The organism is Glutamicibacter nicotianae (genome assembly GCF_002797775.1).
In the GTDB taxonomy this organism is placed as follows: domain Bacteria; phylum Actinomycetota; class Actinomycetes; order Actinomycetales; family Micrococcaceae; genus Glutamicibacter; species Glutamicibacter nicotianae.
This window is the reverse complement of sequence record NZ_PGEY01000001.1, coordinates 2,202,936-2,218,850: the sequence shown is the minus strand read 5'-3', so window position 1 is coordinate 2,218,850 and position 15,915 is coordinate 2,202,936. Positions and strand designations below refer to the sequence as shown.

The window sequence follows — 15,915 nt, the reverse complement described above, 5'->3', positions numbered from 1 at the left end:
TTAAGGCAACCGTGGGGCGGGGTTCGGGCCCCGCCCCACGGTTATCGCTCGCCTTTAGGCGTCGATGATGTTGTTCTCCGGACCGAAGCCGAACTTGGTGATGTTCTCAACGGTGTTGTCATCGTTGATCACCAGGATGTCGTGCTCGCGGTAGCCGCCGGCACCTGGCTCGCCGTCCATGACGGTGATCATCGGTTCCATCGAGACGACCATGCCTGGCTCCAGGACAGTCTCAATGTCCTCGCGCAGCTCCAGACCGGCTTCGCGTCCGTAGTAGTGCGAGAGCACGCCGAAGGAGTGGCCGTAGCCGAAGGTGCGGTTCGGCAGCAGGCCGTGGGCGATGTAGATCTCGTTCAGCTCGGCGGCGATGTCCTTGCAGACGGCACCTGGCTTGATCAGCTCCAGGCCGCGCTTGTGCACCTCGACGTTGATGTTCCACAGTTCCAGGCTGCGGGCATCCGGCTCGCCCAGGAACAGGGTGCGCTCCAGTGCGGTGTAGTAGCCGGAAGTCATCGGGAAGCAGTTCAGCGACAGGATGTCGCCGCGCTGAAGCTTGCGGGTGGTGGCCCAGTTGTGGGCGCCGTCGGTGTTGATGCCGGACTGGAACCAGACCCAGGTGTCGCGCACTTCGCGGTGCGGGAAGGTCTTGGCGATCTCGTGCACCATGGCCTCGGTGCCGATCAGTGCGACCTCGTATTCGCTGATGCCTTCGCGGATTGCTGCCTTGATGGCTTCGCCGCCCTGGTCGCCGATGCGTGCACCGTGCTTGATGACCTCGATTTCCTCGGCGGACTTGATCATGCGCTGGCGCATGGCGTCCTGCGAGACATCCACCAGGGTTGCGCCGTCGAAGGTGTCGGCGATCTGCTGGCGGGTGCGGCCCGGCAGGAAGTCGTCTTCCACGCCGATCCGGGTTGCCTTCACGCCGTCGCGCTTAAGTGCTTCCTGCAGGCCGTAGAAGAAGTTGTCGCGCTTCCAGTCGGTGTACACAATGTTGTCGCCGTAGCTGGTGCGCCATGGCATGCCGGCATCGATGTTCGCGGTGACGGTGGTGGAGTTGCTGGCGGTGACCACCAGCGCGTAGTTGCGGCCGAAGGTGGTGTACAGGAAGTCCGAGTAGTACTTGATGCCGTGGTAGCTGGTCAGGATGACCGCGTCCAGCGACTTCGCGGCCATGATCTGGCGCAGGCCGGCCAGACGGCGCTCGAACTCGGCATCCGAGAAGGTCAGCTGCTCCTTGGCGCCGTTGTGCAGGGTCTTCAATCGGGCCAGTTCGGAAACATTGGTGGCGATATTGGCGGTAGTCATGGTTTTGGCTCCTTGTGGGAAATCAACTGTCAAGGGAGGCCGGCCCAATCAGATGGATTGCGAGGATTCATGGGAATCGCCGGAGAAGAAGTACGTGTTGCGCTCACTGCAACGTCGTTGCATTTAGATTATGTGTGCCCCGCGTCACTGTCAAGGGCGATTGTGAAAACTTTTTCTGCAGAGCGGTAAATCTGGAATGATCTGTATGGATCCCGGAAGTGACCGGAAAATGCGAAGGCCGCGGAACTCAATATGACGAGTTCCGCGGCCTTCGTTCCGATGCCGGATCCACTGCCTAGGTGTGCCGTTCCTGTCCTGGGACCTCCTTGAGGATCGCACCATCGCCGTCGGGGTCAGCGACGAAAACAAGGTTCGGGTCGGGATTGTTGATGTCCTTCTCCAGCTGCTTGATTGCTTTGTCGCGCTTGATCAATCGCCGAATCAGGTTGATGATCATCAAGATGATCACGAAGGAGAACGGGAAGGCTCCGATGATGGTGCCCGTCTGGACCGTATCGACCACCGCCGTGCCGCCCAGGGTGAGCAGCACTGTGGCGACGGTGGCGATGCTCAGCACCAGCACCACGCGGAAGACCGGTCCGGACTTGTTTGGCGCCGAGACGAACTCGCTGAGCGCATAGATCCCGGAATCCAGCGAGGTGACATAGTAGGTCGCGACCAGGATGGTGGAGACCACCAGCAGGATCGTGCCGACCAGCGGAAGGTGCTCGAGCATCGCGAACAGGCCGGCCGAGGTGTCCGCGGACACGGCATCGCTGATGCTCCGGTTGCTCGCATCGTCATAGTAGATCGCGCTCGCCCCGATGACTCCGACCCAGATCATCACGATGAGCGTGGGGATGATGGTCACGCCGATGACGAATTCGCGGATGGTGCGGCCGCGCGAAATCCTCGCGATGAACCCTGCCACGAACGGCGAAAAGGCGATGACCCAGCACCAGATGAATACCGTCCACCATCCATTCCAGCTGTCCTGCCAGCTGGCCAGGGGGCTGGAGGTGATGCTGGCATCGGTCCAGAGGCTCATATTCACGAAATTGGCCATGAAGCTGCCAAAGGTCTGCGAGAGCATCGAGACGATATACAGCGTCGGGCCGAAGACCAGCACCGCACCGACCAGCACAATGCTCAGAATGGAGTTCAGGCTGGAAATGCGCGCCATGCCCTTGCTGATGCCCACGATGGCGGAGATGCAGGTGATGCCGGCGAAGATCGCGATGACGACCAGCCACAGTGCAGGACTGGGCGACAGGCCGGTGAACGAGGAAAGCCCGGAAGTGAACTGCAAGGCGGCGAATCCGAACGAGGTCGCCAGGCCTAGCACGGTGGCGATGATGGCCAGCAGCTCGATGACCACGCCCGCACCGCGTCGCGACCAGCGGGGCAGGAGGTCCACGGTGGCTTCGCGGAAGGTCAGCGTCTTGCCCAGGTTGTGGTGCGAATAGGCCAGGCAGACCGCCACCACGCAGTACATGGCCCAGGCGGTCAGTCCCCAGTGGAAGTAGGTCCACACGATCCCGCCTTCGGCTGCGCCGGCAGGCGTGGTGGACGGGATGACAGGGTTCTCGTCGCGCAGCATGATCGGTTCTGCGACGGACCAGAAGATCAGGCCGATGCCCTGGCCGCATGCGAAGAGCATGGAGTACCAGGCGAACTTGCTGTGCTCGGGCTTGGCCTTGGGCCCGCCCAGGCGGATTCTGCCGACCTTGCTCATCGACAGCCAGAGGCACATCACCACGGTGAAGACCGAGTACAGGATGAACAGCCAAGTGAATTTCCCGGTGACAAAGGTGCGCATCTCGGAGATGACCGCCGATGCCTGCTCGGGGGAAAGCAGTACCCAGAGCAGCACCGCGACGATCAATGCGGGCGGGATAATCCGGATGAGCAGGCGATCCAAGGGCGGGATCACGCGTCCCATGAAACGGGGCACTTCGACGGGCGCCTGGCTTGAGCCCTCGCCCTTCCGGGCGTTCTTCCGTTCGGTTTCGTTGAGGGACATGCTACTCGACCTCCACCTGAATGGATCCCAGGAGCAGCTCGCCCTGGAGCGAATCGGCTACGGCAGCCGTGACCGCATCCAGCAGCAGTTGGCCCTTTTCGGCGCTGGCGCCGGCGGCGCTGGAGAGGCAGCCGGTAGGCGGAGTGCGCGCGGGATCCTCGGGGAAGATGTCGTACGGTGTCAATTTGGCCGGCGGGTGGTCCACCACGCGGGTCATGTCCACTTTCTGCGGATGCAACAGGAGCATCAGCGAGGTCTCAAGCACCCCTCCGTGCTCGATATCCCATCCCAGGAAGCCGTCAGGGAATACCTTTTCCAACGTTGCCTCGTCGACGAAGTCCCAATAGGACAGCAGTACGGCACGGGATTCGGACCCCGTGGCGCGGGCGCGGGCGACGGCGTTGTCAAGGCCCTCGTAGATGAACTGGTAGTTCTCGAAATGGCCGTTGAGCACGACTACGTTCGTGAAGCCCTGGGCGATTAAGGACGTGACCACGTCGTCGACCATGCCAGTCAGGGCCGCGGCGCCCAGACTCGTCGTGCCGACCCGGTGGTTGCCGCCGCCGGAACGCGGCTGCGACTTGTATCCGTAGGAGAAGACCGGAGCTACCAAGGCTCCGATCTTCTCGGCCACGATGCCGGCGATGGCCCTGGACAGCATGGCGTCCACGCCTAGTGGCATGTGCGGGCCGTGCTGCTCGGTGGCTCCGGTCGGGATGATGATGGTCGAGCCTTCGCGGGCCACCATTGTGGCGTAAGATTCGGCGTCGAGTTCTTCGATGAACACAGAGGGCATCGTTGCCTCCTAGGCAGTGACAGCAGTTGGGGCGAAAGAATTATCGCCATGCGAGATTCTGGATCAATCAGTTGCGATGCGTGCAACACTGTTGCACTGAATCATTCCAGTGGTGCATGTCACAGTCAAGAGTGTTAATTGCCAATAACTGCTGAATTCCTTTCGCGGGCCGCGGCAAGCGCTCAGCTGCCAGCCGGCTCCTCGGCAATGTCCTCGTTCCAGATCTCGGGGTGCTCGGAGATGAAGCGCTCCATCAGCGCCTGGGCGCGCTCGTCCTGCAGGACCTCGACCTGCACGCCGCGCTCGCGCAGCCAGGCGATCTCCCCGCCGAAGGTGCGGTCCTCGCCAAGCACTACCCGCGGGATCTTGAACAGAACTATGGCCCCGGAGCACAGGGCGCAAGGAGCCAGCGTGGTGTACAGCGTCAGGTCGCGGTAGCTGCTGCGCCGCCCGGCCGCGCGCAGGGCGTCGATCTCGGCATGCGCGGTCGGGTCGCCCTGCTGCACCCGCCGATTGTGCCCGGCCGCGATGACTCCTTCCGCTCCGGCCAGGCTGGAGCCGATCGGCACGCCGCCTTCGGCAGCGCCGGCGCGCGCAGCCTGCAGGGCCGCCTCGTAGCCGGCCTTGTCAATCATTTCCTGGGTCATCGGGTCGTCCTTTCTTTCAACGTGCCTGGCGCCGCTTCCGGGATTCCGGAAGCGGCGCCAGGCGATTATTCTATTCCAGCAGGTTAGCTGCCGACCGGGGCTTTTCCGGCGCGGCATCTGGTTCGGGACGGGCAGCCGGCCTGCTGGCCGGGAGCTGCTCGCCGGCCACGCGCTGCTCCTTGCGCAAGTCCTCGGCGCTGCCGAACTCCTTGATGAATTCACCCTCGGACAGGTCCATCTTGAGCCCCAGCGGGACCCCGGCGTTGATCCGGGCGCGGAAGCGCGGGTAGCCCAGGGCGAAGTAGACCGCGGCGCTGGTGAGCGTACCGCCCAGCCAGGAGAAGTCGATGCCTGCCACGGCGCTGGCGATCGGGCCCTGCAGCGCGGGAACCGAGCCGTACATGCACATCAAGGTCATCACGATGCCGGCGGCGAAGGCGACGAACGCCGACCAGTTGACCGACTTCAGGCGTGAGGACTTCGGATCGAGGAACAGGTAGGAGAAGTCCTTGTGCTTGCGCTCGAAGATGAAGTAGTGCACCGCCATGATGCCGCCCCAGGTGGCGACCCAGGCCGCAATGGAGGCGATGAAGTTGTGCAGCAGTTCGGCGAAATCATGGGCGTAGAGGAAGGCGATCACCGCACCCATGGCCAGCACGCCGACCAGGATGGAGATCTTCTTGCGCGAGACCTGGATGTCCAGGGCCTGCACGGCCACGCCGAAGGTATACATATTGATGATGTTCGTGGCGATCGGCCCGTGGATGACCAGCAGGATCACCGGGATGGACAGGGCGCCGAAGCTCTCGACCACCAGTTCTCCCGGATCGGCGGTGCCGTGCTTGGTTGCCAGCGAGGCGCCGAGCACGCCGAGCCAGACCACCGGCAGGAACTGGCCGAGCACCGAGACGATGTACAGCTTGTGCGGCTTGATGCTCTTGGAAACGAAGCGCGAGTAGTCCGGAGCGTAGGTGAACCAGCCGATGCCCCAGCCAATGCCGATGGCGGTCATGATCGAGCTCATGGCGGCAATGCGCGGCATCCCGGTCAGCACGGCGCCTTCAGGTCCGGCATAGCCCCAGTCGATGTCCAGCTGGGTCCAGGCGATGATCGACATGGCAATCAGCACGATCACGGTCGGCGGCATGGTCAGGCGTTCGAAGCGCGAGATGGCGCGGTAGCCGCGGTAGCAGATGATCACCTGCAGGGTCATGATCACCGCAGCGACGGCGATGCGGATGAGCATGTTTTCCTGCGCCGGATCGACCCAGCCGATCTTGCCGAAGAGTGCCAGCACCAGGTCGAGGATGACCCAGGTGTTGATGGCGGACCAGCCGATGGCGATGACCGCTTGAATGGCCGCCGGCAGGTAGGCGCCGCGCCGGCCGAAGGCGCCGCGGGCCAGCAGCATGCCGGTCGCGCCGGTCTTCTGGCCGAGCAACACGAAGCAGCCGAAGCCCAGCATGCCGATGACGTTGCCGACAACCAGCACGGTGACGGTATCGGCGAAGCCCAGCCCGAGCTGGATGCCCAGGGCTCCGAGGATCCAGTTGATCGGTGCCACGTTGGCGCCGGCCCAGATCCAGAATTGGCCCGAGAGCTTGGTGGTGCGCACCGATTCCGGGATCGGCTGGAGGGAGTCCTCGACCTCGTGGGTGGCTTGTTCGGAACCTTGCGGATGTTGCGAGTCCATATCGCCTCTTTTCAGGCTGCTGCGAGCGTGCGGCAGTTCTAGGTGGTTCGAAGTGGGGTCATTCAAAGCCTAGAGATCGAGTGTGATTGGCGATACATTCAATCTGTCGTGCATTTACCGAATTCGGGCGACGAACTGTCGCCTACGTGAAATCCGTCTAGTCAACCTGCCCATCGCCAAAGGAGCTCCGATGATGGTCCCGCTGTCCGCTGTCGTGGATGACCATTTGTTTCGCAGCGCCAAGCCGAAGCTGCTGGCCGGTGCACGGTCCGTCCAGTCCGCCCAGGTGCGGTGGGTGCATCCCAACGAGGTGGTGCAGATTGCCAGCCTGCTGCACGGCAACGAGCTGCTGCTCACGACCGGGGAAGCCGTTTTCCACCTGAAGCCCGAGGCGCAGCTGGCCTATCTGGATTCGCTGTCCGAGCGCGGCGTGGCGGCGCTGGTGCTCGAGCCGCTGGTTCCGGAAACCAGGATCCCGCAGCGGTTCATCGAGCATGCCCAGCAGCTCGGGCTGCCGCTCTACCGGCTGGAGGCCACCGTGCCCTTCGTGGAGCTGGCCGAGAAGATCAACCGCCGCATCGTCTCCGAACAGGCCTCGGCCCTGCAGCAGGCCGACGAGATCTCCCAGCTGCTGGCCAAGCACATGGCCTCGGCCGGACCCAACTTGCGGCAGCTGCTGGAAATGATCGAGAAGGCGCTGGGATCGCGCGCGGTGCTGGAGGATTTGGGCGGCCGGATGATTGCCGAATCCAGTCCGGCGGCCGGGGCCGGCGCGGCGCAGGCCGAAGCGATGGAGGTAGCCACGGACCTGTTTGTCGGCAGCGATACCGCGGCCCGGCTGGTGCTCGCCGGCTCCGAGTCGGTGTCCGCCGAGCGGCTGGAGCTGGTGGCCGAACGGCTGGGCAGCATCGTCGGCCTAGCCTATGCCCAGCACTACCGGCCGAGCGCGGTGCAGGTGGCCAACACGTCGCTGCTGCAGGCCATCGTCAACGGCGCCGGCGGGCACTTCGTGGCTGACTTGGCGCGGCAGGCGCAGATCGGCAGCGACGAGCCGGTGATGCTGCTGGTGTTCCAGAGCTATGACATGGCCAGGATCCGCGGCAGCATCGAGCGCCAGCTGCACCAGGCGCTGCCCTCGATCCGCACCTACCTGGAAAGCGGGCGGCTCTATGCGCTGCTGGTGCTCGCCCCAGGCGATCCGCGCGGGGCCCGGCGGGAAGCGATCGCCAGCCTGCGCCGTTGCCTGGCGGGACTGTCGGTTGAATGCTGCGCTGGCCCGGTGGCCGAAGGGATCTGGCGCGCGCATTGGTCCCTGGCTGAGGCGCTGGTCTTGGAATCATTTCCCGAATTCACCCCGGACCAGGGCAGGGTGCGCGATGCATCGGACTATGCGCTGGAACGCCTGGCTGCGAAGTTCGGGCACCAGGAGGATCTGGAGCATTTCATTGCGGAGCAGGTGGGGAACCTGCTGCAGCACGAGGACCAGCGCGGCAGCGTGCTGCTGGCCACGCTGCTGGCGTGGCTCGATGCCGGATGCAATACAACGCATGCCGCCCATCAGCTCTATCTGGAGCGCCAGACGCTGCATAAGCGCCTGGCAAGGATCTTCGCGCTGCTCGGCGGCGATCCGCGTGAAGGCGGGCGGCTGCTGCAGGTGCATTTGGCCTGCCGGCTGGCCGTGGGGCGGCCGCGGCACGGACGTGCGCCGCGGGTGACGACCTAGCCCAAATTTTTCATCAGCCATCCAACGGCTACCGAAATCCACTACCAAGGATTCCCGGTGACCGTTCCTGGCCCTGTCCACGCCGAAGAGCGCCGAAGCCACCTGCGCGGAGTGCCGGTCTCCACGCACCCGGAGCAAGCAGAGTCCTTTCAAAACCTGAGGAACAAGAGAACAGGAGCCACCCATTCAATCGGCCAGCTCACCATGCCGCCTTGCGCAAAGGATTTTTCCTGGAAGGTGGGTTGCGGTGGCTGGCACGAACTGGATGAACCGGTCCTCGCAGAGCCTGCGGGCATCCAATGCGTCCAGAGAAACTGGTCAGCACTGTCAGTCCTGCGTGGGAGACCAGGGATTGGCCGGTGAGCTGGGTCGGAAAGGCAGGGAAAAGTTTGGTAGAAGGGTTCACGGAGGAGGTGATCCTTCGATCTGGTGATTTAGAGCTTCAGCAACTCCTGTTTTCCAGTTCAGGTCATCTTTTTCCTTTGAGTCAGTTGATGTCTGGCTTCGTCTTGGAATACCCGGGCTAGAGAACGGATCGCACCGACTTCTCGAAATGCACGATATGCTCCAGCGCCAGCTCCTGCGCGCGTTGCGCGTGGCCATCGAGAATCGCCTGGAGCAATGCTACGTGCTCGTCGATGTGCTCATCGATGCTGGGCAGGCGATCCAGTGCCATGCACCAGATGCGAGTGGCCAGATTATCCAGGCGGATCAGCGTCTGCTCCAGATGGTGGTTGCCGGCTGCCTGGTAAATCAACCGGTGCACTTCGAGGTCGTTCTCCATGAGCGTGCGTCTCAGGTTCTCGCCCGAGAGCTGCTGGACCGCCGCCAAGGTAGTCTGGATGCCAGCTCGTGCGCTGCCTCCCTGGAGCACGGCGGCTTTGGCCGCGGCCAAAGGCTCGAGGGCCTGCCGGACTTCGGTGATATCAGCCAGTTCGGTGATATCCACGCGGCTAGCGAAGGTGCCGCGGCGCGGGTAGGACTGCACCAGGTGGTCGACCTCCAGGCGCTTGAGCGCTTCGCGCAGGGGAGTGCGTCCGATGCCGAGCTCGGCGACCAGCTGGGCTTCGTTGATCGGGTCGCCGGGGGCGATGTCCATCATGATGAGCCGGTCGCGCAAGACCTGGTAGGCGCGCTCAGCCATCGATTCGGCGCCCAGGGGGAGCTGCGTGGTGATTGTCATCCTGACTCCGATTTCTCTGCTCTGTTCGGCCTGATTATTGCGTACTGAAATATTTTCGGTTACCCATTGACCGGGGTGTGAGTTCCATCATACAGTGAATCGCAGATTGATATATCAGTTGTCGGCAATTCATACATTTAGGAATGGGCAATGGCACAAGCTTCAACACTCGCGGCAGATTCCCTGACCGCAGACCTCGCGCATCTCGACCCGGAGGTGGCGCAGCGTATTGACGCTGAGCTGGCTCGCCAGCAGCGCGGCCTGGAAATGATCGCCTCGGAGAACCACACCGCGCAGGCCATTATGCAGGCGCAGGGTTCGGTGCTGACCAACAAGTACGCCGAGGGCTATCCGGGCCGCCGCTACTACGGCGGCTGCGAGGAAGTCGACGTCATCGAGACGTTGGCGATTGAGCGCCTCAAGGAGTTGTTCGGGGCGAAGTTCGCGAACGTGCAGCCGCATTCCGGTGCGCAGGCTAATGCCTCGGTGTACCACGCGCTGGTGCGTCCGGGCGATACCGTCCTCGGGCTGAACCTGAACCACGGTGGGCATTTGACCCACGGCATGAAGCTGAACTTCTCGGGCCGCTTGTTCAACATCGTGCCTTACGGCGTGGATGAGGAAACGTACCAGGTGGACATGGATGAGGTGGAGCGCCTTGCCGTTGAGCACCAGCCGAAGATGATTGTTGCCGGCTGGTCGGCGTACCCTCGCCAGCTGGATTTCAAGCGTTTCCGCGAGATTGCCGACAAGGTTGGCGCGTACCTGTTCGTGGATATGGCGCACTTCGCTGGCCTGGTGGCCGCCGGGTTGCACCCGTCGCCGGTGCCGCATGCCCACGTGGTGACCTCCACGACGCACAAGACCTTGGCTGGTCCGCGTGGCGGCATCATTCTGTCGAATGATGCGGAGATCGCGAAGAAGCTGAATTCTGCGGTGTTCCCTGGCCAGCAGGGTGGTCCGTTGGAGCATGTGATTGCGGGCAAGGCTGTGGCGTTCAAGATTGCTGGGTCGCCGGAGTTCAAGGAGCGCCAGGAACGTACCTTGGCTGGGTCGAAGATCTTGGCTGAGCGTTTGACCCGGGAAGACGTTGTTGCCAAGGGCATCAGCGTGCTGACTGGTGGCACCGATGTGCATCTGGTGCTGGTGGATCTGCGTGACAGCGAGTTGGATGGCCAGCAGGCTGAGGATTTGCTGGCGCAGGTGGAGATCACGGTGAATCGTAATTCGGTTCCGTTTGATCCGCGTCCGCCGATGGTGACTTCGGGCTTGCGTATTGGTACTCCGGCGTTGGCGACGCGTGGTTTCTCCGAGGCTGCGTTTGCTGAGGTTGCGGAGATTATTGCGCAGACCTTGATCGCTGGTGCCGACGGCAATACGGCTGCACTGCCAGAGCTGAAGGAACGTGTGCTGGCCTTGGCTGAAGCCCACCCACTCTACCCGAATCTCAAGAAAGTAGCGGAATAATCATGGCTGATTTGCTCCCAGAACACCCGGAATTCCTCTGGAATAACCCGGAACCGAAGAAGTCCTATGACGTCGTCATCGTCGGCGGCGGCGGCCATGGCTTGGCCACCGCCTACTTCCTGGCCAAGAACCACGGCATCACCAATGTGGCGGTGCTGGAAAAGGGCTGGCTGGCCGGCGGGAACATGGCCCGCAACACCACCATCATCCGCTCCAACTACCTGTGGGACGAGTCGGCAGGCATCTACGAGAAGTCGCTGAAGCTGTGGGAACAGCTGCCCGAGGACCTGGAATATGACTTCCTGTTCTCCCAGCGCGGAGTGATGAACCTGGCCCACACCCTAGGGGATGTGCGCGAGTCGGTGCGCCGTGTGGAAGCCAACAAGCTCAACGGCGTGGATGCCGAATGGCTGGACCCATCGCAGGTCAAGGAAGCCTGCCCGATCATCAACGTGAGCGACAACATCCGTTACCCGGTCATGGGCGCGACCTGGCAGCCGCGCGCCGGCATCGCCAAGCACGACCACGTGGCCTGGGCCTTCGCCCGCAAGGCCAACGAAATGGGCGTTGACATCATCCAGAACTGCGAAGTCACCGGCTTCATCAAGGATGGCGAGAAGGTCACCGGCGTGAAGACCACGCGCGGGACCATCAACGCCGGCAAGGTCGCCCTCGCCGGCGCCGGGCACTCCTCGGTGCTGGCCGAGATGGCCGGCTTCGAGCTGCCGATCCAGTCCCACCCGTTGCAGGCCCTGGTCTCCGAGCTGTTCGAGCCGGTGCACCCGACGGTGGTCATGTCCAACCACATTCACGTCTACGTCTCCCAGGCGCACAAGGGCGAATTGGTCATGGGCGCGGGCATCGACAGCTACAACGGCTACGGCCAGCGCGGCGCGTTCCACGTGATCGAAGAGCAGATGGCCGCCGCGGTGGAGCTGTTCCCGATCTTCGCCCGGGCGCATGTGCTGCGCACTTGGGGCGGCATCGTGGACACCACCATGGACGCCTCGCCGATCATCTCCAAGACCCCGATCCAGAACCTGTACGTGAACTGCGGCTGGGGCACCGGCGGCTTCAAGGGTACCCCGGGCGCCGGCTTCACCATGGCGCACACCATCGCCCACGACGAGCCGCATGAGCTGAACAAGCCGTTCAGCCTGGAGCGTTTCGAAACCGGCCACCTCATCGACGAGCACGGCGCAGCAGCCGTCGCACACTAGGAGCAACCGCCATGATGCAGATTGATTGCCCGAACTGCGGGCCACGCAACGAGAACGAATTCAAGTACGGGGGAGAAGCCCATGTGGCCTATCCGGCGGATCCGAACGCGCTGAGCGACAAGGAATGGTCGCGCTACCTGTTCTACCGGCAGAACAAGAAGGGCATCTTCGCCGAACGCTGGGTCCACGCCGGCGGATGCCGCAAGTGGTTCAACGCCCTGCGCGACACCGTCACCTATGAATTCAAAGCCGTTTACCGGGCCGGGGAAGCCCGTCCAGAAATCCAGGCCACCGAAGGAGGCACCCGATGAGCAAGTCCCAGCGCCTTGCCGCCGCGCACAGCGCCGGCGCCCGCATTAATCGCGAGGAAGCACTGGCCCTGAGAGTGAACGGGCAGCAGCTTTCCGCCTTCCGCGGCGACACCGTGGCCAGCGCAATGCTGGCCAACGGGATGCGTTCATGCGGCACCTCGCTGTACCTGGACCGTCCGCGCGGCATCTTCGCCGCCGGGGTCGAGGAACCCAATGCGCTGGTGACCGTTGGTGCCCGGCACAGCCAGGACATCACCGAATCGATGCTGCCTGCCACCACCGTCCCGGTCACCGATTCGCTGGAAGCCACCCTGCTTTCGGGCCTGGGCGTGCTGGATCCGAACGAGGACCCCGCCTACTACGACCACGTCCACGTGCATACCGACGTGCTGGTGGTCGGCGCCGGGCCTGCAGGCCTGGCCGCGGCCCGCGAGGCCTCGCGCTCCGGCGCCCGGGTAATGCTGCTCGACGAGCGTGCCGAAGCCGGTGGAACCCTGCGCGATGCGGCCGGCGAGCAGATCGACGGCGTGGACGCCGCGGCGTGGATCGACACGGTCGCCGCCGAATTGGCAGCCGCCGAGGAGACCACCCACCTGCAGCGCACCACCGTCTTCGGCTCCTACGATGCCAACTACCTGATCGCCGCGCAGCGCCGCACCGTGCACCTGGACGGGCCGGCCGGCGACGGCGTTTCCCGCGAACGCATCTGGCACATCCGCGCCCAGCAGGTCGTGCTGGCCACCGGCGCCCACGAGCGCCCGATCGTGTTCGAGAACAACGACCGCCCGGGCATCATGCTCGCCGGCGCGGTGCGCAGCTACCTGAACCGCTACGGCGTGCGCGCCGGTCAGCAGATCGTGGTGGCCACCACCAACGACTCGGTCTACCCGCTGGTCTCCGACCTGGCAGCCACCGGCGGGGTGGTTGCAGTCATCGACGCACGCACCACCGTCTCTGCGGCCGCCGCGGAAGCAGTGGCCGCCGGGGTCACCGTGCTGACCGGCTCCGTCGTGGTGGACACCGAAGCGGATGCCTCCGGCGAGCTGTCGGCGGTGATCGTCGCCGAGCTGGACGAGCAGCGCAACCTCGGTGCGCCGCAGCGCTTCGAGGCCGACGTGCTGGCCGTGGGCGGCGGCTTCAACCCGGTGGTGCACCTGCACTCCCAGCGCCAGGGCAAGCTGGACTGGGACACTGCGATCCACGCCTTCGTCCCGGCCGCCGCAGTGGCCAACCAGCACCTGGCCGGCGCTGTCACCGGCCGCTTCGACACCGCGAGTGCGCTCAGCACCGGGGCCGCCACCGGCGCCGCGGCAGCCAGCGCAGCAGGCTTCGAGCGCATCGCACAGGTACCGCAGGCGGTAGCCGTCCCGGCCGGGGAAACCCGTCCGGTCTGGCTGGTGCCCTCGCTGAACGGCGACGACGCCTCTAACTACAAGACCCACTTCGTGGACCTGCAGCGCGACCAGTCCGTGGCCGACGTGCTGCGCGCCACCGGCGCCGGCATGCAGTCGGTGGAGCACATCAAGCGGTACACCTCGATCTCCACCGCCAACGACCAGGGCAAGACCTCGGGCGTCGCGGCAATCGGCGTGATCGCCGCGGTGCTGGGCATCGAGAACCCGGCACAGATCGGCACTACCACCTTCCGCGCACCGTACACCCCGGTGGCCTTCGCAGCGCTGGCCGGACGCACCCGCGGGCAGCTGTTGGATCCGGCACGCATCACCCCGATGCACTCCTGGCATGTGGAGCACGGCGCCGAGTTCGAGGACGTCGGGCAGTGGAAGCGTCCGTGGTATTACCCGCAGCCGGGCGAGAGCATGGACGAGGCGGTCTACCGCGAATCCGCCGCGGTGCGCGCTTCGGTGGGCATGCTCGATGCCACCACGCTGGGCAAGATCGAGATCCGCGGCAAGGACGCCGCCGAGTTCCTCAACCGCATCTACACCAACGGCTACACCAAGCTGAAGGTCGGCATGGGACGCTACGGCGTGATGTGCAAGGCCGACGGCATGATCTTCGACGACGGCGTGACCCTGCGCCTTGCCGAGGACCGCTTCCTGATGCATACCACCACCGGCGGCGCCGCCGACGTGCTGGACTGGCTGGAAGAATGGCTGCAGACCGAATGGCCTGAACTGGACGTCACCTGCACCTCGGTGACCGAGCAGCTGGCCACCGTCGCGGTTGTCGGGCCGAAGTCCCGCGAGGTCATCGCGAAGCTGGCCAGCTCGGTGGACGTGTCCAACGAGGGCTTCAAGTTCATGGCCTTCAAGGACGTGGTGCTGGACTCCGGGATCGAGGCGCGGATCAGCCGCATCTCCTTCTCCGGCGAACTGGCCTTCGAGATCGCGATCCCTGCCTGGCATGGGCTGCGCGTCTGGGAAGATGTGTACGCCGCCGGCGAGGAATTCAACATCACCCCGTACGGCACCGAAACCATGCACGTGCTGCGCGCCGAGAAGGGATTCATCATCGTCGGCCAGGATACCGACGGCACGGTGACCCCTCAGGATGCAGGCATGGAATGGGTGGTCTCCAAGCTCAAGGACTTCGTCGGCAAGCGCTCCTACAGCCGCGCCGACAACGTGCGCGAGGACCGCAAGCACCTGGTTTCGGTGCTGCCGGTGGACTCTTCGCTGCGCCTGCCCGAAGGCGCGGCGCTGGTGGCCGCCGACGCGCTGGCCACCGATGGCATCACCCCGATGGAAGGCTGGGTCACCAGCTCGTACAACTCGCCGGCCCTGGGGCGCACCTTCGGCCTGGCGCTGATCAAGAATGGGCGCAACCGCATCGGCGAAGTGCTCAAGACCCCGGTCGGCGGCCAGCTGGTCGACGTCCAGGTCTCCGAACTCGTTCTCTTCGACCCGGAAGGAAGCCGCCGTGATGGCTAACGACACCCTGATTGACACCGACGTGCGCCGCTCGCCGGCGCAGCACCTGGCAGCCCAGATGGAGGCGGCCAGCGTCGCCGGCCGCGTGTCCCTGCGCGAAATCGCGTTCACCACCCAGATCTCGCTGCGCAGCGCACCGGGCGGAGCCGCCCACGCGGCGCTGTCCGCGGCCACCGGCGTGGGCTTGCCCGCCACGGTGGGCCAGGTGGCTGGCGACGTATCGGGCACTGCGGTGCTCTGGCTGGGCCCGGACGAGTTCCTGGCTACCAGCCCGGAGAACGCCGAACTGGCAGGTGCGCTTGCCGCCGCCCTGGGCGATGAGCCCGGGCAGGTGGTCGACCTCTCGGCCAACCGCTCGGTGCTGGAACTGGAAGGCCCGGATGCGCCGCTGGTGCTGCGCAAGAGCTGCCCGGCGGACCTGCACCCGCGAGCCTTCGGCGTGAACCAGGCGATCACCACCTCGCTGGCGAACATTCCGGTGCTGCTGTGGCGCACCGGCGAAACCAGCTGGCGGATTTTCCCGCGCGCATCGTTCACCGAGCACACCGTGCACTGGCTGATCGACGCCATGGCGGAGTTCGCCGCACCACCGGTTCCGTAGCCGCACCGGCTGATCCGGCCCCGTCCCGACGCCGGGGCGGGGCCGGACT

General features: G+C 64.6%; 12 protein-coding genes and 1 pseudogene. 6 read left to right on the top strand and 7 right to left on the bottom strand.

The window, feature by feature from the left end; all coding sequences use genetic code 11:
• Positions 1–54 precede the first annotated feature (54 nt).
• From ATK23_RS10280 to ATK23_RS10260, 5 genes are all read right to left on the bottom strand, one after another.
• On the bottom strand, positions 55–1,308 hold the full coding sequence (locus ATK23_RS10280) for an aminopeptidase P family protein (RefSeq protein ID WP_066141495.1): 1,254 nt from the start codon (positions 1,306–1,308) through the stop codon (positions 55–57).
• Positions 1,309–1,603: 295 nt separating this feature from the next.
• On the bottom strand, positions 1,604–3,331 hold the full coding sequence (locus ATK23_RS10275) for a BCCT family transporter (protein WP_083515581.1): 1,728 nt from the start codon (positions 3,329–3,331) through the stop codon (positions 1,604–1,606).
• Position 3,332: 1 nt separating this feature from the next.
• Positions 3,333–4,127: a creatininase gene (locus ATK23_RS10270; protein ID WP_066141492.1), complete on the bottom strand. Its 795-nt coding sequence runs from the start codon at positions 4,125–4,127 to the stop codon at positions 3,333–3,335.
• Between the two features lie 182 nt (positions 4,128–4,309).
• Positions 4,310–4,774 carry a nucleoside deaminase gene (locus ATK23_RS10265; RefSeq protein ID WP_066141490.1) on the bottom strand — a complete coding sequence of 155 codons (465 nt, stop codon included), beginning with the start codon at positions 4,772–4,774 and terminating at the stop codon, positions 4,310–4,312.
• Positions 4,775–4,844: 70 nt separating this feature from the next.
• Positions 4,845–6,467 carry a purine-cytosine permease family protein gene (locus ATK23_RS10260; protein WP_066141487.1) on the bottom strand — a complete coding sequence of 541 codons (1,623 nt, stop codon included), beginning with the start codon at positions 6,465–6,467 and terminating at the stop codon, positions 4,845–4,847.
• Between the two features lie 190 nt (positions 6,468–6,657).
• Between ATK23_RS10260 and ATK23_RS10255 the strand changes: the two genes are divergently transcribed.
• Positions 6,658–8,190, top strand: a complete 1,533-nt coding sequence (locus ATK23_RS10255) for a PucR family transcriptional regulator (RefSeq protein ID WP_066141484.1) — start codon at positions 6,658–6,660, stop codon at positions 8,188–8,190.
• A gap of 213 nt (positions 8,191–8,403) precedes the next feature.
• Here the strand turns inward: ATK23_RS10255 and ATK23_RS10250 are convergent.
• Positions 8,404–8,596, bottom strand: a pseudogene (locus tag ATK23_RS10250) (IS1380 family transposase); the annotation flags it as partial.
• A gap of 117 nt (positions 8,597–8,713) precedes the next feature.
• Positions 8,714–9,373, bottom strand: coding sequence for a GntR family transcriptional regulator (locus ATK23_RS10245; RefSeq protein ID WP_066141477.1), 660 nt, complete (start codon positions 9,371–9,373; stop codon positions 8,714–8,716).
• 150 nt (positions 9,374–9,523) lie between these two features.
• Between ATK23_RS10245 and glyA the strand changes: the two genes are divergently transcribed.
• From glyA to ATK23_RS10220, 5 genes are read left to right on the top strand one after another with little or no spacing between them, the layout of a single operon-like run.
• The gene (glyA, locus tag ATK23_RS10240; RefSeq protein ID WP_066141474.1) at positions 9,524–10,840 is read left to right on the top strand and encodes a serine hydroxymethyltransferase; all 1,317 of its coding nucleotides are present in this window, start codon (positions 9,524–9,526) and stop codon (positions 10,838–10,840) included.
• Between the two features lie 2 nt (positions 10,841–10,842).
• The gene (locus tag ATK23_RS10235) at positions 10,843–12,060 is read left to right on the top strand and encodes a sarcosine oxidase subunit beta family protein (protein WP_066141471.1); all 1,218 of its coding nucleotides are present in this window, start codon (positions 10,843–10,845) and stop codon (positions 12,058–12,060) included.
• 11 nt (positions 12,061–12,071) lie between these two features.
• Positions 12,072–12,371, top strand: coding sequence for a sarcosine oxidase subunit delta (locus tag ATK23_RS10230; protein WP_066141468.1), 300 nt, complete (start codon positions 12,072–12,074; stop codon positions 12,369–12,371).
• Complete coding sequence (locus ATK23_RS10225; protein ID WP_066141465.1) at positions 12,368–15,265, top strand: sarcosine oxidase subunit alpha family protein; 2,898 nt, start codon at positions 12,368–12,370, stop codon at positions 15,263–15,265. Before ATK23_RS10230 ends, ATK23_RS10225 begins: the two co-directional genes overlap by 4 nt.
• On the top strand, positions 15,258–15,866 hold the full coding sequence (locus ATK23_RS10220; protein ID WP_066141462.1) for a sarcosine oxidase subunit gamma: 609 nt from the start codon (positions 15,258–15,260) through the stop codon (positions 15,864–15,866). The genes ATK23_RS10225 and ATK23_RS10220 overlap by 8 nt, the downstream gene beginning before the upstream one ends.
• Positions 15,867–15,915 lie beyond the last annotated feature (49 nt).

What these genes read in the sequence shown, in the direction of transcription:
- ATK23_RS10280 (WP_066141495.1), bottom strand. Translation starts at nt 1,308, where the DNA reads ATGACTACCGCCAATATCGCCACCAATGTTTCCGAACTGGCCCGATTG.
- ATK23_RS10275 (WP_083515581.1), bottom strand. Translation starts at nt 3,331, where the DNA reads ATGTCCCTCAACGAAACCGAACGGAAGAACGCCCGGAAGGGCGAGGGC.
- ATK23_RS10270 (WP_066141492.1), bottom strand. Translation starts at nt 4,127, where the DNA reads ATGCCCTCTGTGTTCATCGAAGAACTCGACGCCGAATCTTACGCCACA.
- ATK23_RS10265 (WP_066141490.1), bottom strand. Translation starts at nt 4,774, where the DNA reads ATGACCCAGGAAATGATTGACAAGGCCGGCTACGAGGCGGCCCTGCAG.
- ATK23_RS10260 (WP_066141487.1), bottom strand. Translation starts at nt 6,467, where the DNA reads ATGGACTCGCAACATCCGCAAGGTTCCGAACAAGCCACCCACGAGGTC.
- ATK23_RS10255 (WP_066141484.1), top strand. Translation starts at nt 6,658, where the DNA reads ATGATGGTCCCGCTGTCCGCTGTCGTGGATGACCATTTGTTTCGCAGC.
- ATK23_RS10245 (WP_066141477.1), bottom strand. Translation starts at nt 9,373, where the DNA reads ATGACAATCACCACGCAGCTCCCCCTGGGCGCCGAATCGATGGCTGAG.
- glyA (WP_066141474.1), top strand. Translation starts at nt 9,524, where the DNA reads ATGGCACAAGCTTCAACACTCGCGGCAGATTCCCTGACCGCAGACCTC.
- ATK23_RS10235 (WP_066141471.1), top strand. Translation starts at nt 10,843, where the DNA reads ATGGCTGATTTGCTCCCAGAACACCCGGAATTCCTCTGGAATAACCCG.
- ATK23_RS10230 (WP_066141468.1), top strand. Translation starts at nt 12,072, where the DNA reads ATGATGCAGATTGATTGCCCGAACTGCGGGCCACGCAACGAGAACGAA.
- ATK23_RS10225 (WP_066141465.1), top strand. Translation starts at nt 12,368, where the DNA reads ATGAGCAAGTCCCAGCGCCTTGCCGCCGCGCACAGCGCCGGCGCCCGC.
- ATK23_RS10220 (WP_066141462.1), top strand. Translation starts at nt 15,258, where the DNA reads ATGGCTAACGACACCCTGATTGACACCGACGTGCGCCGCTCGCCGGCG.